This window comes from Microtetraspora sp. NBRC 16547, assembly GCF_030268965.1.
In the GTDB taxonomy this organism is placed as follows: Bacteria; Actinomycetota; Actinomycetes; order Streptosporangiales; family Streptosporangiaceae; genus Microtetraspora.
Map to the genome: position 1 here is coordinate 95148 of NZ_BSSE01000019.1, position 20401 is coordinate 115548.

16 protein-coding genes are annotated in these 20401 nt (G+C 70.1%); 8 read left to right on the forward strand and 8 right to left on the reverse strand.

Features of this window, described 5'->3' with window-relative positions:
- Positions 1–139: 139 nt before the first annotated feature.
- A complete protein-coding gene (locus QSK17_RS24170; RefSeq protein WP_285707472.1) occupies positions 140–1717 on the reverse strand; it encodes an MFS transporter in 1578 nt (525 codons plus the stop codon).
- Between the two features lie 151 nt (positions 1718–1868).
- Between QSK17_RS24170 and QSK17_RS24175 the strand changes: the two genes are divergently transcribed.
- From QSK17_RS24175 to QSK17_RS24185, 3 genes are all read left to right on the forward strand, one after another.
- Entirely contained in the window at positions 1869–2453 is a 585-nt protein-coding gene (locus QSK17_RS24175) for a hypothetical protein (protein ID WP_285707474.1), read from the forward strand.
- A gap of 58 nt (positions 2454–2511) precedes the next feature.
- On the forward strand, positions 2512–4851 hold the full coding sequence (locus tag QSK17_RS24180; RefSeq protein ID WP_285707475.1) for an AAA family ATPase: 2340 nt from the start codon (positions 2512–2514) through the stop codon (positions 4849–4851).
- Between the two features lie 147 nt (positions 4852–4998).
- Complete coding sequence (locus QSK17_RS24185; protein ID WP_285707476.1) at positions 4999–6723, forward strand: ABC transporter family substrate-binding protein; 1725 nt, start codon at positions 4999–5001, stop codon at positions 6721–6723.
- A gap of 142 nt (positions 6724–6865) precedes the next feature.
- On the opposite strand, the gene QSK17_RS24190 is transcribed toward QSK17_RS24185, so the two are convergent.
- Together QSK17_RS24190 and QSK17_RS24195 are read right to left on the reverse strand one after the other, a co-directional pair.
- Positions 6866–8365, reverse strand: coding sequence for a hypothetical protein (locus QSK17_RS24190; protein WP_285707533.1), 1500 nt, complete (start codon positions 8363–8365; stop codon positions 6866–6868).
- A gap of 209 nt (positions 8366–8574) precedes the next feature.
- Positions 8575–8817: a hypothetical protein gene (locus tag QSK17_RS24195; RefSeq protein ID WP_285707477.1), complete on the reverse strand. Its 243-nt coding sequence runs from the start codon at positions 8815–8817 to the stop codon at positions 8575–8577.
- Positions 8818–8946: 129 nt separating this feature from the next.
- On the opposite strand from QSK17_RS24195, the gene QSK17_RS24200 reads away from it, so the two are divergent.
- The 3 genes from QSK17_RS24200 to QSK17_RS24210 all read left to right on the forward strand — a co-directional run bounded on the left by QSK17_RS24200 (position 8947) and on the right by QSK17_RS24210 (position 13811).
- Entirely contained in the window at positions 8947–9513 is a 567-nt protein-coding gene (locus tag QSK17_RS24200) for an HhH-GPD-type base excision DNA repair protein (protein ID WP_285707478.1), read from the forward strand.
- Positions 9514–9854: 341 nt separating this feature from the next.
- Positions 9855–11948, forward strand: a complete 2094-nt coding sequence (locus tag QSK17_RS24205; protein WP_285707479.1) for a SpoIIE family protein phosphatase — start codon at positions 9855–9857, stop codon at positions 11946–11948.
- 219 nt (positions 11949–12167) lie between these two features.
- Positions 12168–13811, forward strand: a complete 1644-nt coding sequence (locus QSK17_RS24210) for an RNA polymerase sigma factor (RefSeq protein ID WP_285707480.1) — start codon at positions 12168–12170, stop codon at positions 13809–13811.
- Between the two features lie 154 nt (positions 13812–13965).
- Here QSK17_RS24210 and QSK17_RS24215 read toward each other — a convergent pair whose 3' ends face one another.
- Positions 13966–14724: a YaaA family protein gene (locus tag QSK17_RS24215; RefSeq protein ID WP_285707481.1), complete on the reverse strand. Its 759-nt coding sequence runs from the start codon at positions 14722–14724 to the stop codon at positions 13966–13968.
- 98 nt (positions 14725–14822) lie between these two features.
- Here QSK17_RS24215 and QSK17_RS24220 point away from each other — a divergent pair, with 98 nt between their 5' ends.
- Complete coding sequence (locus QSK17_RS24220) at positions 14823–15566, forward strand: GNAT family N-acetyltransferase (protein ID WP_285707482.1); 744 nt, start codon at positions 14823–14825, stop codon at positions 15564–15566.
- A gap of 226 nt (positions 15567–15792) precedes the next feature.
- On the opposite strand, the gene QSK17_RS24225 is transcribed toward QSK17_RS24220, so the two are convergent.
- Positions 15793–16020, reverse strand: coding sequence for a DUF7455 domain-containing protein (locus QSK17_RS24225; protein ID WP_285707484.1), 228 nt, complete (start codon positions 16018–16020; stop codon positions 15793–15795).
- 232 nt (positions 16021–16252) lie between these two features.
- Here QSK17_RS24225 and QSK17_RS24230 point away from each other — a divergent pair, with 232 nt between their 5' ends.
- The gene (locus tag QSK17_RS24230; RefSeq protein ID WP_285707485.1) at positions 16253–18346 is read left to right on the forward strand and encodes a DNA gyrase/topoisomerase IV subunit B; all 2094 of its coding nucleotides are present in this window, start codon (positions 16253–16255) and stop codon (positions 18344–18346) included.
- On the opposite strand, the gene QSK17_RS24235 is transcribed toward QSK17_RS24230, so the two are convergent.
- The 3 genes from QSK17_RS24235 to QSK17_RS24245 all read right to left on the reverse strand — a co-directional run bounded on the left by QSK17_RS24235 (position 18343) and on the right by QSK17_RS24245 (position 20341).
- On the reverse strand, positions 18343–18663 hold the full coding sequence (locus tag QSK17_RS24235) for a hypothetical protein (RefSeq protein WP_285707486.1): 321 nt from the start codon (positions 18661–18663) through the stop codon (positions 18343–18345). The genes QSK17_RS24230 and QSK17_RS24235 overlap by 4 nt on opposite strands.
- Positions 18664–18722: 59 nt before the next feature.
- On the reverse strand, positions 18723–19721 hold the full coding sequence (locus QSK17_RS24240) for an SPFH domain-containing protein (RefSeq protein ID WP_285707487.1): 999 nt from the start codon (positions 19719–19721) through the stop codon (positions 18723–18725).
- A 119-nt stretch (positions 19722–19840) separates the two neighbouring features.
- Positions 19841–20341 (reverse strand): beta-class carbonic anhydrase, encoded by a 501-nt coding sequence (locus QSK17_RS24245; protein WP_285707488.1) that lies wholly within the window; start codon positions 20339–20341, stop codon positions 19841–19843.
- Between the last annotated feature and the right edge of the window lie 60 nt (positions 20342–20401).

Genomic DNA, 20401 nt, shown 5'->3' on the forward strand with positions numbered 1-20401 from the left:
GAGCGGAGCGGGAGGGAACGAGGACCGGAGCTTTCGTCCCGGCGCAGCGACCGGCTTTTCAGCAGAGGACCGGGGCGACACCCGGGAACCGGCTCGCACCACGACGATCGCCACGAACGTCAGAGCCGGTGTGAGGGGGTCAGCGTGACAGGTCTTCGGGTTCCTCTACGGCGGCGTTGGGGCCTTCCCTGGAGATGAACACGGCGGCGGCAAGGGCGGTGAGCCCGAGCAGGACCACGCTGACCACGACCGTGCGGTGCAGGGCGGTGACGAAGGCGAGCCGGGCCGCGTCGAGCAGCGCAGCGCCCGGGGCGCCGCCCACCTGGGCGGCCGCGTGCGCCGCAGCGGCGAGTGACTCCCTGGCCTCGTTCATCAGGTTGGCCGGTACGTCCGGCACCACGCCGAGCGCCGGGGCGTAGACCATCGTGGTGATCGTTCCGAGCACGGCGATGCCGAGACCGGCGCCCAGCTCGTAGGCCGTCTCCTCGATCGACGCGGCGCCGCCCGCGTGGGACTCCGGAACCGCCGCCATGATCGTGTCCGAGGCGGCGAGCAGCGCGACTTCCACGCCGAACCCGATCCCGATGAAGCAGACGGCGAGCGTGCCGGGGTGCTGCTCGACCCCCCAGGTGAGCACGGGTACCAGCGAGACGGCCGTCAGCGCGAGGCCGCCGCTCATGGTGGCCCGGAGCCCGATCCGCTGGAGCACGTGCGCCGCCGCCAGCCCGCCCGCGATCGCCGCGATCATCAGCGGCAGCATGCGGACTCCCGCGGCCAGCGGGGAAAGCCCGAGGACGAGCTGGAGGTACTGCGCGAGCAGCAGTTCCAGCCCCACCAGCGCGAAGATCGCCAGCAGCACGCAGGCGACGCCGGTGGCGAACCCCTGCCGGGTGAACAGCGAGACGTCGAGCAGCGGGAAGGCCAACCGCCGCTGGCGCCGTACGAACCAGGCGAGCAGCGCGATCCCGAGCAGGGCGACCGCCACGGCGGGCCCCCGCCCGATCATGTGCCCGTATCCGGCCTCCTTGAGCCCGAACGCGAGGGCGAGGATGCCGAGCGTGGACAGGACCGCGCTCAGCACGTCCCACGGCTGGCCGGACCGGTTCCGCGAGGGAGGCAGCAGCCGTACGGCGAGGGGAAGCGCCACGATCAGCAGCGGCACGTTGATGAGGAAGACCGCGCCCCACCAGAAATGCTCGACGAGGACGCCGCCGACCAGCGGACCGACGGCGGCGCCCGCGGCGGCGACCGCGCTCCAGACGCCCAGCGCGATCGCCCGCTCCCTGCGGTCGGTGAAGACCTCACGGATGATCGAGAGCGTCGCCGGCATGATCATCGCTCCGCCGACCCCGAGGAAGGCGCGGGACAGGATCAGCGCCAGTGGCGTCGAGGAGAGCGTGGCGGAGAGCGAGGCCAGCCCGAACACGACGTATCCGGCCAGCACCAGGCGGCGCCTGCCGTACCGGTCGCCGAGCGTTCCGAAGGTGACCAGCAGCGGCGCCACGACGAGCGAGTAGATGTCGATGATCCACAGCAGCTCGACGCCGGACGGTTCGAGCGCGGCGGCCAGCGCGGGCACCGCGATGTGGAGCACGGTCGCGTCCACCGCGATGAGCAGCAGGCTGAAACAGAGCAACGCGAGCACCGCCCACCGGCTCGCGTGGCGTGTGGCGGGGTGGACCGTGCGGGACTGAGCCCCGACTCCCATGACGATCATGGATGGAAACCGCCGGCCAGGTGGAACATGCGTGGCAGCTTAGGCCATTCCCGGTAGATCCCTCAGTAGCTTCCAACATCGCGCTCTCTAGAGAGATATAGGTATATATCCGGCATCTAGCAGCCCCTCCCTGGCAACGGATCATGCGGGGGTGGGGAGCGACATCGAGGACCCGGACCATTCCCGGAACCGTGCCCGAGATCACTCCCCGAATCGCTCCCCGGGGGCCGACCCCCGGGCCAGGCGCGCGATGGAGGTCTGGTCCCGGCAGGTCCGCGTCACGCTGGCGGCCGGGATGTTCGCCGCGCGGGCCGCCCGCGCCTGGTGGAGCGGCGGTCCGGGGCCCTGGCGAGCCGGGCTGATCCCGTACGAGCCGGGCGGCACCCGGCTCCCCGGTGACGCCTCGCCCTCCGCGGGCGTCAGCGACGAGGTACGGCACGCCGCCACGTATTCGAGGAGCGTGGTGCTCGCCTACACCCAGCGGGGCTGCCCGAGGGCGCTCGCCGTCAGCGCGGTGACGTCGGTGAGCGCGTCCGGCGAGCTCCGGCTGATCGCGGGGGACGAGGCGTGGGAGGCGGTGGAGCGCGACCCCCGGGTCGTCCTCTTCGTGGGCGACCCCCGGTTCTGGGCCGAGGTGCGGGGGATCGCCGTGCCCTCCGGGGACGTCCTGCGCATCACGCCCAAACGGGTCCTCGTACGGGAGTACCCCGGCCGCCACCAGGGTCGCACCCGTTAGGTCCACCCATTGGGCGGTCGTGTGCGATATAACCGGGGGGCAAACCGGGGAGGCGTTGATGCGGGACTCCGACAGGGCCCAGCCGGCGGGCAGCGCCGGGGCGCGAGATCTGTTCGAACAGGTGCGGCTGCGCTATTTCCACCTTCCCCCCTTCGCGCGGCGCGTGATCTTCACCGGAGCCCTGATCGCCTCGATCGGCCTCGCCGCTGCCCTGAGCTGGCCGTTGATCACCACGTTCTTCGCGACCGTCGTGGTGCTGGCGTTCATCGCGCTCGCGCTCAGCCATCCCCGCGCGGCCGCCACCGCCCTCGTCCTCGCGGGGTGGGGGCTGCTGCTCCCGCTGTTCCTCGGGGTCTTCGGCAGCCAGTCGGCCGCGCCGTACCTCCTGCTGTTCCTCGGCCTCCCGGTGGCGGGCGCGGCCCACCTCATCCGGTGGGTGCCGCCCTGGCTAACCACCCTGGCCGCCCTGGCCCCGGCAGGCGTCGTGGCCTTCGCGATCTCCCCGCTGTCCGTCACCGTCGCCCTCTGGTCCGCGTACGGCACGGCCTGCGTGATGCTGGCCTACCGGTTCGCGCTGGCCAGGAGGGTGCACGGCGACCTGGTCGCGGCACCCCAGGACGGTGACGTCCAAGCCAGGCAGCGGATCAGGGCGGGCGGCCACCAGCGCGCCACCGCCGACACGGGCGCGCCGCCGCCGATCACGGTCGAGCAGGCGCTGGGAGAGCTGGAGGCCATGATCGGCCTCGAGCCGGTCAAAGAACAGGTGCGCGCCATCGCCGCGTCCATCGAGGCCGACCGGCTGCGCAAGGAGGCCGGGTTCGCCAACGAGCGCCCGATGCGGCACTTCGTCTTCGTCGGCCCGCCGGGCACCGGCAAGACGAGCGTCGCCCGCACCCTCGCCAAGATCTTCTACGCGTTCGGCCTGCTGGAGACGCCCTTCGTGGTCGAGGGCCAGCGGGCCGACCTGGTCGGCGAATACCTCGGCGCCACCGCGATCAAGACCAACGAGCTGATCGACCGGGCGCTCGGCGGCGTCCTGTTCATCGACGAGGCGTACGGCCTGGTCAACTCCGGCGACGGCCAGCCCGACCGGTTCGGCGCGGAGGCCGTGCAGACCCTGCTCAAGCGGGCCGAGGACGACCGCGACCGGCTGATCATCGTGCTGGCCGGCTACGAGAAGGAGATGGACGCCTTCCTCTCCTCCAATCCCGGCCTGTCCAGCCGGTTCGCCACGCGGGTGCGCTTCCCCGGCTACACCCCCTCCGAGCTGCTGGAGATCACCGAGGTGGTGCAGCGCAGGCGGGGCGACCGGCTCGCCCCCGACGCTCGCCCCGTGCTGCGCGGCCTGTTCGAGGACGTGCACCGGCGCGGTCTGGTCGACGAGCTGGGCAACGCCCGCTTCGCCCGCAGCCTCGCCGAGGCCGCCGCGCAGGCCAGGGACGTCCGCGTGGTCAGCGCCGGGGGAGCACCGCGCGGCGAGGACCTGGTGACGACCACGACCGACGACGTGACCAGGGCGTTCAACGAGATCACGGCCAGGTTCCGCGGCTACCAGGCCACGCCCACGCTGGAGGAGGCGCTGGCAGACCTCGACCGGATGGCCGGGCTCGAACCGGTGAAGCGGCAGGTCCACGCGATCGCCGCCCAGCTCAAGGTGGCGCGCATGCGCCAGGAGCAGGGCCTTCCCGTCCAGTCCCAGATGCGGCACTTCGTCTTCGCCGGCCCGCCCGGCACCGGCAAGACCACGGTCGCCCGCATCCTGGGCCGGATCTTCTCCGCTCTCGGGCTGCTCGCCCGGCCCGACGTCGTCGAGGCGTCCCGCGCCGACCTCGTGGGCCAGCACCTCGGCGCCACCGCGATCAAGACCAACGAGCTGGTCGACCGGGCGCTCGGCGGCGTCCTGTTCATCGACGAGGCGTACGGCCTGGTCAACAACGGATACGCCGGAGGCGACGCGTTTGGCGCGGAGGCCGTGCAGACGCTGCTCAAGCGGGCCGAGGACGACCGCGACCGTCTCGTCGTCGTCCTCGCCGGATACCAGGCGGAGATGGACGCCTTCCTGGCCACCAACCCCGGGCTCGCGTCGCGCTTCAACCAGCGCGTCGGCTTCCCCTCGTACGCGCCGGAGGAGCTGGCGGAGATCGCCGAGCTGCAGGCGGAGCGCGCCGGCGACCGGTTCGACGCGTCCGCGCGCAGGGACCTCGACGACGTCTTCGACTGGGTCTGCCGCGAGGGGCTGATCGACGGACTCGGCAACGGCCGGTTCGCCCGCTCCCTCTACGAACGGGCCGCCATGCGACGTGACGTGCGGCTGGCCGCGCAGGGCTCGGCCAACACGGCCGAGCTGACCACGATCACCAGCGACGACGTCCGCAGCGCCGTCGACGAGCTCTCCTGACTTTCGCAGGGACGGCCTGATCGAAGGGGCCGCGCCCGGTCATGGCCGGTTCCGGGTTACACCCGCGCCCGGCGCGTGCCCTCGCCTCATCTCGTTACGGTCTGCTACAAAGCGCATGCGAATGGTGACCATATCGGGAGGAGCGCCGTGCAGGCACGATGGCTGGCCGCGCTGATCACGTTGATCGTTGTGGAGACCGCGACGGCCTGCTCCGGCGGGCCGACCGCCGGCGACCCCGGAAGCGGTTCCCCCACCGCCTCCTTCAAGCCGTACGACATCAACCCGGTCGCCCGGGACAAGGTGAAGGACGGCGGCACCCTCAACTGGGGGATGACCGCTTTCCCGACCCAGTGGAACGTCAACCAGGCGGACGGCGACACCGCCGAGGCGTGGTCCGTCATCGGCGCGTTGATGCCCGTCGCCTTCCGGTCCGACCAGAAGGGCCGGCTGTCGCTCGACCGCGACTACGTCATCCGGGCGAGCATCACCAAGAAGACTCCGAATGAGATCGTCACCTACACGCTCAACCCCAAGGCCAGGTGGTCAGACGGGAAGCCGATCACCTGGCGGGACTACGCCGCCCAGTGGAAGGCGATGAACGGCCACGAGAAGGCGTACGGCGTGTTCCCCGGATCCGGATACGACTCGGTCAAGAGCGTCACCAAGGGATCGAACGACCACGAGGTCGTGGTCACCTTCGCGGAGCGGTACGGCGAGTGGCGGGCGTTGTTCTCCCCGCTCTACCCGCGCTCGGTCAACGCCTCCGCGGACGCCTTCAACACCGGGTGGGTCGATCGGATCCCCGCGACCGCTGGACCGTTCAAGGTGTCCGGCATCGACCAGGCCACCAAGACCGTCACCCTGGTACGCGACTCCGGCTGGTGGGGCGACCGGGCCAAGCTCGACCGCATCGTGTTCCGCGCCCTCCAGGGCAACGCCCTCGTCAACTCGTACAGCGGCGGGGACCTGGACGTCTTCGACGCCGGCCTGTCACCCACCGCGTACGACTGGGGCAAGGCCGAGCCGACCGCCGCCGTCAGGCAGGCCGGCGGCACCGACTTCCGGCAGATCACGCTCAACGGCGAGTCGGAGGCGCTGTCCGACGTCCGGGTCCGCCAGGCGATCGCCGTCGGGATCGACCGCAAGGCCGTCATCTCCGCGGACCTGCAGGGGCTGGGCTGGCCGGCCGCCCCGCTGAACAGCCACTTCTACATGCAGGGCCAGGGCGGCTACCAGGACAACGCGGGCTGGCTCGGCACCTACGACCCGGCCCGCGCGGGAAAGATGCTGGACGAGGCCGGCTGGCCGCTGACCGCCGGAACCCGGAAGAAGAACGGCAAGGAGCTCACGCTCCGCTACCTCATCCCCTCCGACGCGCCGGTGGCCCGCTCCGAGGCGGACGCCGTGCGCACGTCCCTGGAGCGGATCGGGGTGAAGGTCGCCATCGTGACCGTGCCGAGCGTGGACTACTTCGACAAGTACATCGTCCCGGGACAGTTCGACATGGCGGCCTTCGCCTACGCCGCCTCGCCGTACCCCGTGTCGGCCAACTACGGGGTGTACCTCAACGGGACGACCTCCTCCGGCGACGGTAAGCGAGACGGCAAGCAGGACGATAGGCAATGGGACGCCAACCTCGGCCGCGCCGGCAGCCCCAAGATCGACTCGGCGCTGTTCGCCGCGGGAGCCCAGCTCAACCCGGGGAAGGCCGCGGCCCAGCTCAACGCCGCCGACCGGCTCATCTGGCAGCAGGCCACGGTCGTGCCGCTGTTCCAGCGCCCGCAGACCGTGATCGTCAGGTCCACCCTGGCCAACATCGGAGCCACCGGGTTCTACGACCTGAGGTACGCCGACGTCGGGTTCACCCGCTGAACCTCGCTGTGCTTACTTGCCTCGCTTCGCTCGGCGGGCTCGGGGCGCCCCTTGAGGCGGCTCGTGCCCTCCTTGCTCGGAGTCGCTCGTGCCTCGCTCCCCGCTCGCTCGTCGGTTACTTCCCCGCCGCGCCCCTCGCGCGTCAGGGGGACGGCTCGTCGGGGATGTCGGCGATGTCGTCAAGGGCGGCGGCCAGCTCGTCGGGGTGGTCGCCCATCCGCTCGGCGATCTCGATGAGCAGGTGCAGCACCTCGTGCCGGTCGTGGCCGAGATCCATCAGCCGCTGCGCCGCCTCCCACAGCTGCGGGGGATCGCCCTCCCAGAGCCGGGCGGCGATCTCCTCGTGCCAGGCGAGGTGCTCGTCGAAGTCGGGCCGGTCGCGCTCGTCGGCGTGATCGATCTCCAGCAGGATCCGGCGGTCGCCCTCGTCCGCGGGATTCAGCGTGTCCAGGATGATCGAGCCGTGCACGCCCTGCAGCATCGGAAAGGCGAAGGCGCGGCGGGCCAGGGCCGACAGGTCGCCGTCCGGCAGCAGCCGCTCGACGAGCGCGCGGTCCAGACCGAACGTGGTCGGATCGCGGTACGCCTCGGTGAACCGGGCGGTCGCCTCCCACACGGCGTCGAGCGTCGCCCGGATGCCCTGCTCCGGCAAGCCGGCGCGCGGACCGGCGAACCGGACCCAGGCCGCCAGCGCGTGCGGCATGGCCTCCTGCTCCGCCGGCTGGAGCATGACCTTCCGCGGCAGCCAGTCCAGCAGGAACGTCTCGCACTTGGCCGGGCTGATCCGGAGCGGCCGCCCGAGGTCCTGATCGCACCCGTAGTCGATGATGTGGTCCGCGCACCGGGACGCCGCCGAGGGGTCCGACAGGTTCTCCGCCGCGTCGGAGGCGAGGAACTCGGCCGCGAGCATCGCCCGCCGGTCCCTGCTGTACGGCGCCTCGCTGTGCGGGGGCGCGGGCCGCTTGCGGCCGGGGGGAAGCGCCTTGATCCGCGAGCGGGCGAACGCGTGATAGGCGCTGTAGCCGTCGCTGACCAGCCGGGGCGCGCTCCGGCCGAGCGAGTCGCGCGTCGCCTTCATCGCGAACTCCAGCAGCGCCCGCGCCTGCTTCGGCTCGATCTCCTCGAACCGGAGCATGGGATTGACCGCGGCCTCCAGTCTGGCCTGCTCCAGGAGCTTGTCGACCTGTGAGGAAACCCACGCGTCGCGGGCCATGCCGCGCATGTTGTAGTCGACGACCACCACCAGGGCGTGCTCTTCCTCGCCGTTGTAGGCGAAGGTGCACACCACCGTGTCCTGGTCGCCGTAGACGTCCCTGGACACGTAGCAGCCGGCCGGTTTCACCGCGCCCACCCTGTCGGCCCAGCGGGGCCGCGCCACGTCGGACTCCATGAGGGCGAGGGCGGCACCCTCGGCCTTGGCCGCCTGACGCGCCGTGCCGAGGTAAGCGACCGAGATCAGCAGCGTGAGCGCGGCGGGCGTGCCCGCCTTCGCGGCGTAGTCGACCAGACCCTCGCCGAGGATCTGCTCGACGTCGCCCCCGCGCAGCCGCCGGCCCCACCAGGCGCCCAGCATGTCCGACACCATGAGCTCCGCGTCGAGCGGGCTCCGTACGGCGAGCAGTTCGCGCGCCGCGAGCAGCATCTCGGCGAAGACGTCGTCCGGGGTCTGCGTCTCCCGGGGATCTCGCCGCCTCCGGCCCCTCACCGGGCCGCCTCGCCGCGTTCGGAGACGCGCGAGCCAAGCCTGCGGTGGTTGTCGGCGCGCTCGCTCACGGAACCCACCTTCTCGCATTCCCGGCCCAATCGGCATCCGGAACACGGCCCGGTGACTTCCCCGTTATACGGGCGGGCCTATCCGGCCCGGGAAGGCGGCGCCGAGTTCACCAGGGCGAGCAGGTGCTCGCGGGCGATCCATTCGACGGCCGCGGGGGTCGCTCGCAGCCCGAGGTGCTCGGTGCAGGCCCACACGTCGGCGACGCAGCGGCTCACCGTGTCCACAGGCACGGTGAGGAACTCCGCGGCCAGGCGGGCGCTGACCGGTTCGAGGAACGCCGGCGCGCGGCCGCCGTTGACCCGTGTTGCGAGTAGTGGCATCGTCGCATTCCTCGCTGAGTGACTACCCGGCGGTCTCCTCGCCGGAAATGACAGGGACCGGCCGCTTTCATTCCATAACTTTCCGCAGACGTGTCAACCCCTCACGGGGCTCCGTGCAAAGCTGTCCCCATGCGTATCCAGCTCGCCCAGCGACAGGATGCCGACGAACTGCTCAGCCGGAGTTCCCTGGCCCTGCTCGTCGGCATGCTGCTTGATCAGCAGATCCCCATGGAGTGGGCGTTCTCGGGGCCCCGCACCATCGCCGACCGGCTCGGGCATGATCTGGACGCGCGGGAGATCGCCTCCTATGATCCTTCGGAGTTCGCGGCACTGCTGGCCGCCAAGCCGGCCGTCCATCGGTATCCGGGCTCCATGGCGGGCCGGATCCAGGCGCTGGCCGCCTATCTGGTCGAGCATTACGACGGCTCGGCCGACGGGGTGTGGGAGGATGTCGACGACGGTGCCGAGTTGCTACGCCGCCTGCTGGCCCTGCCCGGGTTCGGCAAGCAGAAGGCACAGATCTTCCTCGCACTGCTGGGCAAGCAGCTCGGCGTGCGACCGCCCGGATGGCGCGAGGCCGCCGGGCCGTACGGCGCGGAGGGCGTGCACCTTTCGGTCGCCGATGTCGTCGACTCCGACAGCCTCGATCTGGTCCGGGCCACCAAGCAGGAAGCGAAGAGGTCCGCCAAGAAGTAAGCCCGATCCTGCTGCGCGAGATGGCGCCTTTTGACAGGATGCGTTGACCGCATGCCGGGCGGGGCTTCCATCCGCGCATGCCCATCGCCGATGATGTAGGGCAGATCCTGCGCTACAGGGAGTGTCTTATGGATCTTGCGGTAGCGACCGGCGGCCGGACGGGTGCATCCCGGAGCGGAGGAGGTGAGCATAACGGAGTTGGGCACGGCCGCGGGCATGACCAGGCCGTATGGCGCCGAATCGGCGTCACGCGGTAGGCAGAAGATCAGGACACGACCGTAAATCACAGTTATGGAGATGTGCCTCGTGGGAGACCCTGGCACGCGACGGAGGTGCCGACCGTGAGCGCCGAAACCTCCGTGCCCCGTCCCCGGGAGTCGGGTTTGGACATCTCAGACTCCGGCCTCTTCCGTGGCCTCATGTCCGAGGCCCCCTTCGCCTTCGCGTTCTTCGACCCGTCCGGGCGTTTTGTCCGTGTCAATTCGACCTTTACCGAGCTGACCGGCCACCCTGTCGAACGGCATCTGGACATGATGCCCTCCGACCTCCTCTCGGCGGACCTCGCCACCCTGATCGACTCGGCTCTGCGCCGGATCAGCGGTGAGGGCCTGCCCATCACTGACCAGCGCATCAGGACCCGCGCCGAGAACGGCGACACCCGGCACTGGGTGGTGTCGTTCTTCCCGATGCGGGAGGGCGACGGCGTCCTGGGCACCGCGCTCTTCGGCGTCGATCTGACCGAGCGCCAGCTCACCGAGGAGGATCTCCGCCGCAGCGAGGAGCGTTACCGCTCGCTGGTCGAGTCGCAGCAGCAGCTCGTGTGGATCACCTCGCCCACCGGCGCCGCGATCGAGGACGCCCCGCAGTGGCGGGCCGTCACCGGCCAGGGGCTGGAGGAGTACCTCGCTCACGGCTGGCTCGACGCCGTGCACCCCGACGACCGCCCGGGAGCCGAGGAGGCCTGGCGGGAGGCGCTGCGCGGCCGCACCATGTTCGAGTGGAGCTACCGGGTGCGCACCCGGGCCAGCGGCTACCGGCACTTCGAGGTGCGCGCCGTCCCGATCATCCGGCACGGCCGCGTGATCGAGTGGGTGGGCGCCAACTCCGACGTCACGCCGCAGCGCGAGGCCGAGGAGATGCGCGGCAGGCTCACCGACCAGCTCGGCGCCGCCGCGCTGCGCACCGCCCGGCTCCAGGGCGCCACGGCCCTGCTGGCCGAGGCGCTCACGGTCGAGCAGGTGGTCCAGGTCATCATCGACGTCGGCCGTACGGCTCTCGCCGCCGACCACTCGGGCGTGGCGCTGCTGGAGGACCAGGACCGCGCGAGCCTGAACGTGATCAACAGCGGGGGAGTCCCGGACGCGCCCGGCGTGTCCGGCGACGAGATCGCGCTGTCCACCACCAGCGTGATGACGATGGCGGTGAACAGCCGGCGCCCGGTGTTCGCCGAGTCACCGCAGAGCCTGCGCAACCAGCTCGTCGACGCCGGTGTCGAGGACGAGCGGATCACCGAGTTCCTCGACGGCACCGATGAGCGGGCGTGGGTCGGCCTACCGCTGCTCGCGGCCGGCCGGGCGCTAGGGGCACTTCGGTTCTCCTTCAACCGATCGCAGAAGATCTCCCAGGAGGACGGCGTCTTCCTGGAGGCCCTGGCCGGTCAGTGCGCGCTCGCCGTGGAGCGGGCGACGCTCTTCGAGCGCGAGCACAAGACCGCCGAGACGCTGCAGCGGAGCCTGCTGCCCGACAACCTGCCCGTGGTGGGCGGGCTGGTTCTGGCCCAGCGCTTCCGGTCCGGTTCCCGGCACGTGCAGGTCGGCGGCGACTGGTACGACGCGTTCGTCCTGCAGGACGGCCGGGTCGCGGCCGTGCTCGGCGACGTCATGGGCAAGGGCGTCAAGGCCGCCGCGGGCATGGGCCGGATCCGCAACGCCATGCGGGCGCTGGCGCTGACCAACCCGCCGCCGGCCGCGGTGCTCACCGGCCTGGACCGGGTCTTCGAGGCTACCGAAGAAGAAGAGCAGGTCACGACGCTCGCCTACATGGTGGTCGAGCCGGGCACCGGCGAGGGCACGTTGGCGCTGGCCGGGCACCCGCCACCGCTGCTGGTGTCGCCGCAGGGTGTGGCGGTGCTGCACGAGACCGAGCCCGGCACGCCGCTGGGCTGGGCGACCAGCCGCAAGCAGTTCAGGTTCTGCGTTCCGCCGGGTCACACCGCGGTGCTGTACTCCGACGGTCTCGTGGAGAACCGGAAGCGCGGGCTGGACGCCGGACTGCGGGATCTGTCGAGCGTCGTGGCCGAGGCGCCGCCCGAAGTCGTGGCAAGTCCCCACATGCTGCTGGATTTCCTGGTAGATCGGATGCTGTCCGGGTATGAGCAGGATGATGATGTGACCGTGCTCGCGGTCCACGTTCCTCTAGCCACGAAGAGTGACTGAATGAAACAGTCATAACGGTTGCTTTCGGGTATCGGTCCCCCTCATCCGTACGCACTACTGTCTCGGTCGGCCTAGGGTGGGAAGGCAACCGGCCGGAGGTGGCCGTATGGACCGCCGTGGCGTGTCACAATGGCATGTCGCGGTCCGCGCGGCCTCACCATCGGAAAAGAAGCAACCATCTGGGTCCATTCTCGCCATGCGTTCGTTCGAGAGGTGTTCGTGTCGCCTGCAAGTTCGACTCGCTCGAAGCCGTCGGAGCTGAACGAGCCAGTGATTCAGCAGCTCCTCGAGCGTGGGCGCTCGCAGGGTTTCCTCGAGTCCGAGGATGTCCGCAGGGCCTTCGAGGAAGCGGACATCCCGCTGTCGCACGCCGCTGGATTCCTGCGCAGCCTCAGCAAGGAGGGTGTGACCGTCGTGGTCACCGCGGCCGATTCCGCCGCGGCGCCCAAGCGGTCTCGTGGCCAAGCAAAGCGCCGCACCTCCTCCCCGGTCAAGAAGACCACCAAGTCCGCAGCCGCCAAAGAGGCACAGCCTGAGACCGTCACCGCCGTGGTGACCGGTTCGGCGGACTCGGCTCCCGCGCCCGCGCCGAAGAGGCCTGCCGCGAAGAAGGCCGCCCCGGCCAAGAAGACCGCGGCGCCCGCAAGCAAGCCCAAGTCCACGGCTCCCGCCTCCGGGCCCGAGTCCAAGGCCGCCAAGGCCGAGCCGAAGCCCAAGTCGTCCGAGGCCGACGATGACGACATCGAGCTCGACGGCGACGTCGAGCTGGAGGACTTCGAGCTCGACGTCGACGACGTCGAGATCGAGGCCGACTCGGAGACCGAGGCCGACGCCGACACCGAGGGTGAAGGCGAGGAGAAGGCGGCGCCCGTCGCCCACTCCGAGGACGAGGTGCTCATCCTCACCGACGATGACGACGACGCTCCCGTGGCTCAGGTCGCGGCCGCCGGCGCCACCGCCGACCCCGTCAAGGACTATCTCAAGCAGATCGGCAAGGTTCCCCTGCTCAACGCTGAGCAGGAGGTGGAGCTCGCCAAGCGCATCGAGGCGGGCCTGTTCGCCGAGGAGCAGCTGGCCAGCGATGGCGAGCAGCTCCCGGTCGACGTCCGCGCCGAGCTGGAGTGGATCGCCGAGGACGGTCGCCGGGCCAAGAACCACCTGCTGGAGGCCAACCTCCGGCTCGTGGTCTCGCTGGCCAAGCGGTACACCGGGCGCGGCATGCTCTTCCTGGACCTGATCCAGGAGGGCAACCTCGGTCTCATCCGCGCCGTCGAGAAGTTCGACTACACCAAGGGCTACAAGTTCTCCACGTACGCCACCTGGTGGATCCGGCAGGCGATCACGCGGGCCATGGCCGACCAGGCGCGGACCATCCGCATCCCGGTCCACATGGTCGAAGTGATCAACAAGCTGGCCCGCGTCCAGCGGCAGATGTTGCAGGACCTCGGCCGCGAGCCCACTCCGGAGGAGCTGGCCCGCGAGCTCGACATGACCCCGGAGAAGGTCATCGAGGTCCAGAAGTACGGGCGCGAGCCGATCTCCCTGCACACCCCTCTCGGTGAGGAGGGCGACAGTGAGTTCGGCGACCTCATCGAGGACTCCGAGGCCATCGTTCCGGCTGACGCCGTCAGCTTCACGCTGCTCCAGGAGCAGTTGCACTCCGTTCTGGACACGCTGTCCGAGCGGGAGGCGGGCGTCGTGTCGATGCGGTTCGGCCTCACCGACGGTCAGCCGAAGACGCTCGACGAGATCGGCAAGGTCTACGGCGTGACCCGCGAGCGGATCCGCCAGATCGAGTCCAAGACCATGTCCAAGCTGCGTCACCCCTCGCGGTCGCAGGTGCTCCGCGACTACCTCGACTAGCAGCGGACCAGCAGCGGGACCGGCCGTCCACCGAGCGGCCGCACGCATCTCTGACGGCCCCGCCCTCTTCCCGGAGGGCGGGGCCGTCAGGTCGTGTCTGACAAATCACGCCCTGCTGCGCACTTCCTCGGGGCATGTGCACGGCTGAATGTGATCATGAACTTATCACGATATCGAGGCTCCAGGGCTTGCCGGGGCGGGGCGCCGGTCCGAGTTCCGTGTGGTGGCCGAGCCTCCTGAGAGCCTCGGCCAGTTCCTGAGGGTCGCCCGGTTCATCGGAGCTTTCCACCAGTGATCGGGCCACCGCGCCCCTGGTCGCCTTGGCCATGTGACTCACCACGGTGCGTTTGCCGGCCGTCTCCTTCAGCACGCGTACGGCGACCGCCCGCGCGCCGGCCGGCCACGCCTGGGCGTACGTCGCGGACCGCATGTCCACGACCAGACCGGGCAGCGGGTCGAGCGCCGCGGTGAGGGACGGGCGCCAGAACGCCGCGAGGCCGCCCATCGGCGGAAGCGCGCGGGCCATGGAGAGCCGGTACGGCGGGACCCGGTCGGTCAGGCGGAGCGCGCCCCACAGGCCGGAGAAGACGATGACGCGCTCGTCGGCCCGCCTTCTAGCCTCCGGGGCCAGCGTGGCGATGCCCAGGTTGTCGTAGAGAACGCCCGTGTACAACTCTGTGGCGGTGAGGGTGGGGGCGGTGCGCAGATCGCGGTTCCTGCCGATCTCGCCCTGCTGCCCCTCGGACAGGCCGAGCATGGCCCGGGCATCGGAGGTGTGACAGAGCGTGATCAGCGCGTCGAGCACCTTCTCCCGGGGGGAGGTGAGCTCGGGGAAGCCGAGGGTGTCGAGGTCGAGCACGGGTCCGTCGCCCCGGGACGCCTTTCCTTCGGAGGGCGGCAGCAGGATGAGCACGTCCCTCAGCCTAGCGACGCGATCACCCGGTGGCGTAGGCGACCGGGGGGTGACCAGCGTGGACGAACGCGATCAGGGTGCTGAGGTAAGGTCCGCCCATGTCCGACTTCGATCTGCTCGTCGACGAGGCGTGGCCGGCGCCGTACCGGGTGGCCGCGGGGGACTGGGTCCACCGGCACGCGGGTGGTGTGACCAAGCGGGCCAACTCCGTGCTGCCGTTGGGGGAGCGTCCCGACCTGGGGAGGGCGATCGACGAGGCGGAGGCGTTCTACAGGGAGCTCGGGCGCCCGTGTGTGTTCTCCATCGGCGGGGGCGCTACGCCCGGGCTCGACGCGGAGCTGGAGTCCCGCGGCTACCGTCTGGTCGATCCCACGCTGGTGATGACCCGGCCGTCGCTTCCTTCCGGGGAAACCTTGCCGGTCACGGCACTAGACGGCGCGGCCGACCTGACGATCGCACAGGAGCCGTCACCGGGATGGGCGGACACCTGGTGGCGGGTGGACGGGGGCAGGCACCCCCAGGACACCGAGATCTCCGCCAAGGAGTGGGGTGTGCGCATTCTCACCGGAGTCCCGGCGGCATACGCCTCGCTGGGTGAGGACGCCGTGGGGCGGGCAGTGCGGCAGGGGGAGTGGATCGGGATCTACCGCATGGCGGTGGTCCCGGAGGCCAGGCGGCGCGGGCTGGGCGGCGCGGTGCTGCGCGGTCTGCTCGGCTGGGGGAGGGCCCAGGGGGCGAGCCGCGCCTATCTGGTCGTCACGGAGGCCAACGAGGGGGCCCGCGCGCTCTACGAGCGTGAAGGTTTCACCGTGGCGGGGCGGTATCACTACCGCGTCCGGTGATCCGCACGGCGGGCGAATCCGGTGATCCCGCCGGGAAGGCCGGGTGCGGCACGGCCCGACGGGCGTGCGCTCAAGGCGTGCACTCAAGGGGAATAGGCGGGCGGCGCGGCGCCGGCACGGCCCGACGCGCGGTGGGTGCGGTCGGTTGTGCGGTCCAGGGGAACAAGCGGACGGCGCGGCCGGGGAGCGGTCTTGTGGACCGCCCCCAGTCACGCCGTCTGTCGGGTCAGCGCTCGCTCGGCGCGGACGCGGGGGATTCACTGAGTCGGGCCGACTCGTCCTGGATCTCCGCACCCTTGTCGCGCAGCACGCTCACGTGCTGGCGTCCGTGGTGAGCGCAGAAGAGCAGCTCCCCTCCCACGGGCAGGGTCGCGCGGATGTAGGCCTGAGCGCCACATCGGTCGCAGCGGTCCAGGGCAGTCAGCGGCTTGATGGGGGCGAGAGCTCCAGTCACGTATCGCCTTTCGGGTCACCCCACCATGTGGGGACGTTGGCGTCAGTCACTTGGGACAACATCTAACCGGATGCGGACGTTCCCAATCACCCCCCCGCTACGCCGAGAGCGGAATGATCCGGAAAGTGGTCCAGATCACACCGAAGGTACGGGAGATAGCCCCGGGCCTGGCAAGCTGGTACCCGTAAAAACATGATGGGCGGTAGGCTGCGTACGCCTGTTCGATTGATAAATGGGAGTCGGTGTGACGGCGGTCAGCGCGGAGACGGCTTATACGGCCCGTCATCTCTCGGTACTGGAGGGCCTTGAGGCCGTCCGGAAGCGCCCGGGGATGTACATCGGGTCCACCGACACCCGCGGCCTGATGCACTGTCTCTGGGAGATCGTGGACAACGGCGTCGACGAGGCGCTGGCGGGCTTCTGCACCCGCATCGAGGTGGAGCTGCACCCCGACGGCTCGATCGAGGTCCGCGACAACGGCCGCGGCATCCCCGTCGACATCGAGCCCAAGAGCGGTCTCGCCGGGGTCGAGCTCGTCTACACCAAGCTCCACGCGGGCGGCAAGTTCGGCGGCGGCAGCTACGGCGCGTCCGGCGGTCTGCACGGCGTGGGCGCGTCGGTCGTCAATGCGCTCTCCTCCCGGCTCGACGTGGAGGTCGACCGCGGCGGCCGCACCCACATGATCAGCTTCAAGCGCGGCAACCCCGGTGTGTTCTCCGGAGCCGGTCCCGACGCCGCCTTCGAAGCCCGATCGGGGCTGCGCAAGACCCGCCGGCGTTCGCAGGAGGGCGAGAGCGTCACCGGCACCCGCGTCCGCTGGTGGTCCGACAAGCAGATCTTCCTGCCCGACGCCGAGCTGTCCATCGACGAGATCCACGTACGGCTCCGCCAGACGGCCTTCCTGGTCCCCGGGCTCACCCTGGTGCTGCGGGATGGCCGGGGCGAGGAGCCGGTCGAGGAGACGTACCTCTTCGAGGGCGGCATCGGCGAGTTCGTCGACTTCCTGTCCCGGGACGAGGCCGTGTGTGACGTGCAGCGGCTGCAGGGCGTGGGGCACTTCCGCGAGACCGTCCCCGTGCTCGACGAGCAGGGCCACATGACCCCCACCGACGTCGAGCGCGAGCTCTCCGTGGACGTCGCGCTCCGCTGGGGCAAGGGCTACGAGACGACGGTCCGCTCCTTCGTCAACGTGATCGCCACGCCCAAGGGCGGCACCCACGTCGCCGGGTTCGAGCGGGCCCTGGTTCGCACGATCAACGAGCAGCTCCGCGAGACACGGCTGCTCAAGAACGGCGACGACCCGGTCACCAAGGAGGACATCCTCGAGGGCCTGACGGCCGTGGTCACCGTACGCGTGCCCGAGCCGCAGTTCGAGGGCCAGACGAAGGAGATCCTCGGCACCTCGGCGGCGACCAGGATCGTGTCCCACGTCGTCTCACGGGACCTGAAGGAGCTGCTCGCCACGCCCAAGCGGGCGCAGAAGCAGCAGCTGCGCGCGGTCCTGGAGAAGATCGTGGCGGCCGCCAAGGCGCGGATCGCGGCCCGGGAGCACCGGGACAACCAGCGCCGCAAGTCCGTCCTGGAGAACTCGGCGCTCCCGGCGAAGCTCGTCGACTGCCGCAGCGACGACGTGGACCGCAGCGAGCTGTTCATCGTCGAGGGTGACTCGGCGCTCGGCACCGCGAAGCTGGCCCGCGACTCGGAGTTCCAGGCGCTCCTGCCGATCCGCGGCAAGATCCTGAACGTGCAGAAGGCCTCCGTGGCCGACATGCTGAAGAACGCCGAGTGCGCCGCGATCATCCAGGTGGTCGGCGCGGGGTCGGGCCGGTCGTTCGACATCGACGCCGCGCGGTACGGAAAGATCGTTCTGATGGCGGACGCCGATGTGGACGGCGCGCACATCCGCTGCCTGCTCCTGACGCTGTTCCATCGGTACATGAAGCCCATGGTCGAGGCCGGACGGGTGTTCGCCGCGGTGCCGCCGCTGCACCGCATCGAGGTCACCAACCCCGGCAGGGGTCAGGACAAGTACGTCTACACCTATTCCGACGCGGAGCTGCACAAGGTCCTGCGTGATCTCGAGCGGCGGGGCAAGCGCTGGAAGGACCCGATCCAGCGTTACAAGGGCCTCGGCGAGATGGACGCCGACCAGTTGGCCGAGACCACCATGGATCCCCGCCACCGCATGCTGCGCCGGGTGCGGATCGAGGACGTCGAGGCGGGCGAGCGCATCTTCGACCTGCTCATGGGCAGCGACGTCGCCCCGCGCCGCGAGTTCATCGTGGGCAGCGCGGCCGAGGTCGACCGCAACCACATCGACGCCTAAGGGGATTCGAGTTCGAGGGTCGTGATCCGGGAGCGCGCTTCGAGCATGGCCTCCCGGTAGCGCTCGTCCCAGTGCGGGTCGTCGTCGGGGATGGCCCGCACCGTCTGCCTGGACAGCTCCACCGGTCCGTCCTTTCCCCGGGTCATCTGCCGGATGATCACGAGGGTCCAGCCGTCCTCCATCGCCGTGTGGGTCTCCCACCGCGGCGGCTCGACCGCCCCGCCGCCGGGCCGTACGGCGCCGCGGATCAGGATCACGAGCACATAGACCAGAGCGGCGACGACGATCACGACCGTCGGCAGAATCAGGACGCGCATCGAGAATGTGCCTCCCGTCCGCTCGCTCCTCGCCGGCGAGCTCTCGGCATGGGGATGGTTCAGCGGGTGGGCAGGGCCACGCCTCCGGTGTTTCCGGGGGCGTACACCGTGATTCCCTGGGGCAGGGCCTTCAGCTTCTCGATCTCGGCGCAGGTCGGGCACTTGTTGTAACCGTCCTGCCGGGCCTTGTTGGCGTCGGCCTCGGCGCGGGCCTGCGCGACCTTGGCCTGCGCCTCGGTGACCTTGGCGAAGGCGGCCTGTGCCTGGTCGACGGCGTCCTGGACCTGCTTGGGGAGCGTGACCCGGGAGAGGTTGAAGTGGATGTTGGTGAGGAACTCGGCGCCGAGCGTGCTCTTGAGGTCCTCGGCGAGGCTGGTGTTCACCGCGTTCTGGATCTTGGCGATGTTGGCGTTGTTGCCGAGCTGCTGCAGGCCGGTCTGTTGATCGCCCGAGTTCTGCACAAGGGAGCAGGACGAGACCAGTTCGGCGCAGCGGAAGCTGTTGACCTGGCTGCGCAGGTCGTTGTCGATCACCGGGCGGATGATCTGGTCGAGGAAGGCGGACCAGCCTTCGTCGCCGTCCCAGGGGTAGTACGTCCCGCCGCCCGCGCTGCGGAACTTGCGGGTGCCGAACTTGTCGTCGAAGGACTTGAGCGTCTCGTGGTCGAGATTGAGGTTGAAGTACAGCGTGCCCTCGATGCCCATGTTGACGCCATCGCTGCTGGGGACGGTGACGACGTCGACGCCGGACCGCTCGCCGCCTCCTGCGGAGGTGATCGTGTAGTAGCGCTGCTGGGCGGGATAGCGGTGGATCTGGGACCACCAGCCGATCCAGGTCACGCTGGAACCCGGCTCGATGATCTGGCGCACCCGGTTGTCGTCCAGCAGGCCGCCGTTGCGGATGACCGCCACCTCGCCGCCGCCGGTGCGTTCGAAGCCGCCGAACGCACCGATCACGGTCGGTACGGCGAGGATGATGGCCGCGATGACCATCAGGATCGCCCACTTCCGGAAACCTCCGGATCTGCGGCCGTCGGTCCGGGGCACGCTGCGGGGCATGGGGGGCTCCTTATGGACGACTGATCGCTCCGCGAAGAACGTAGCAGAGCCCCGACATCTCCGGCCCCATTCGGGCGCATGAGGACGGAAGCACCGGAGCCGTCAGGGCGTCCGTTGCGTCACATCTCGACGGGGTGCAGCCGGCCGGTGTGAACGTCGTAGATCGCGCCGCCCACGACGAGATCCTGCGGCAGGAACGGGCTGGTCCTGATGCGGACCAGGTCGTGCCTGAGTGCCGCGTCCTGGTCGGGGACGGTCTTGAACTCCAGGCTGCGGGTGTCCACGCCGTACTGGTCGGCGATGAGCTGGTGGACGTCGTCGTCGGTGGACTTGGACATCCGGCAGTCGGTGTGCGGCATGACGAGGACCCGGTTCACGCCGAGCAGGTAGACGGCGAGGACGAGCGTGCGGAGCACGTCGTCGGTCACTCGTGCCCCGGCGTTCCTGATGATCTTCGCGTCTCCCGCCCTCAGGCCGAGCAGCCCCAGCGGGTCGATGCGCGAGTCCATGCAGGTCACCATGGCGAGGCCGCGGGCGGCCTGACCGGTCAGATCGGAGTACGGGAAGGTACGCGCGTACTGTTCGTTGGCCGCGAGTAGATCATCGAACTCACCTTTCATGAGAAAGATGTTCCCGCATGCGTATTGCGTGACTCTGTCCGGGGGCCCTTCGTGCGACAG

What these genes read in the sequence shown, in the direction of transcription:
- QSK17_RS24170 (WP_285707472.1), bottom strand. Translation starts at nt 1,717, where the DNA reads ATGATCGTCATGGGAGTCGGGGCTCAGTCCCGCACGGTCCACCCCGCC.
- QSK17_RS24180 (WP_285707475.1), top strand. Translation starts at nt 2,512, where the DNA reads ATGCGGGACTCCGACAGGGCCCAGCCGGCGGGCAGCGCCGGGGCGCGA.
- QSK17_RS24190 (WP_285707533.1), bottom strand. Translation starts at nt 8,365, where the DNA reads ATGCTGCTCGCGGCGCGCGAACTGCTCGCCGTACGGAGCCCGCTCGAC.
- QSK17_RS24195 (WP_285707477.1), bottom strand. Translation starts at nt 8,817, where the DNA reads ATGCCACTACTCGCAACACGGGTCAACGGCGGCCGCGCGCCGGCGTTC.
- QSK17_RS24200 (WP_285707478.1), top strand. Translation starts at nt 8,947, where the DNA reads ATGCGTATCCAGCTCGCCCAGCGACAGGATGCCGACGAACTGCTCAGC.
- QSK17_RS24220 (WP_285707482.1), top strand. Translation starts at nt 14,823, where the DNA reads ATGTCCGACTTCGATCTGCTCGTCGACGAGGCGTGGCCGGCGCCGTAC.
- QSK17_RS24230 (WP_285707485.1), top strand. Translation starts at nt 16,253, where the DNA reads ATGGGAGTCGGTGTGACGGCGGTCAGCGCGGAGACGGCTTATACGGCC.
- QSK17_RS24235 (WP_285707486.1), bottom strand. Translation starts at nt 18,663, where the DNA reads ATGCGCGTCCTGATTCTGCCGACGGTCGTGATCGTCGTCGCCGCTCTG.
- QSK17_RS24240 (WP_285707487.1), bottom strand. Translation starts at nt 19,721, where the DNA reads ATGCCCCGCAGCGTGCCCCGGACCGACGGCCGCAGATCCGGAGGTTTC.
- QSK17_RS24245 (WP_285707488.1), bottom strand. Translation starts at nt 20,341, where the DNA reads ATGAAAGGTGAGTTCGATGATCTACTCGCGGCCAACGAACAGTACGCG.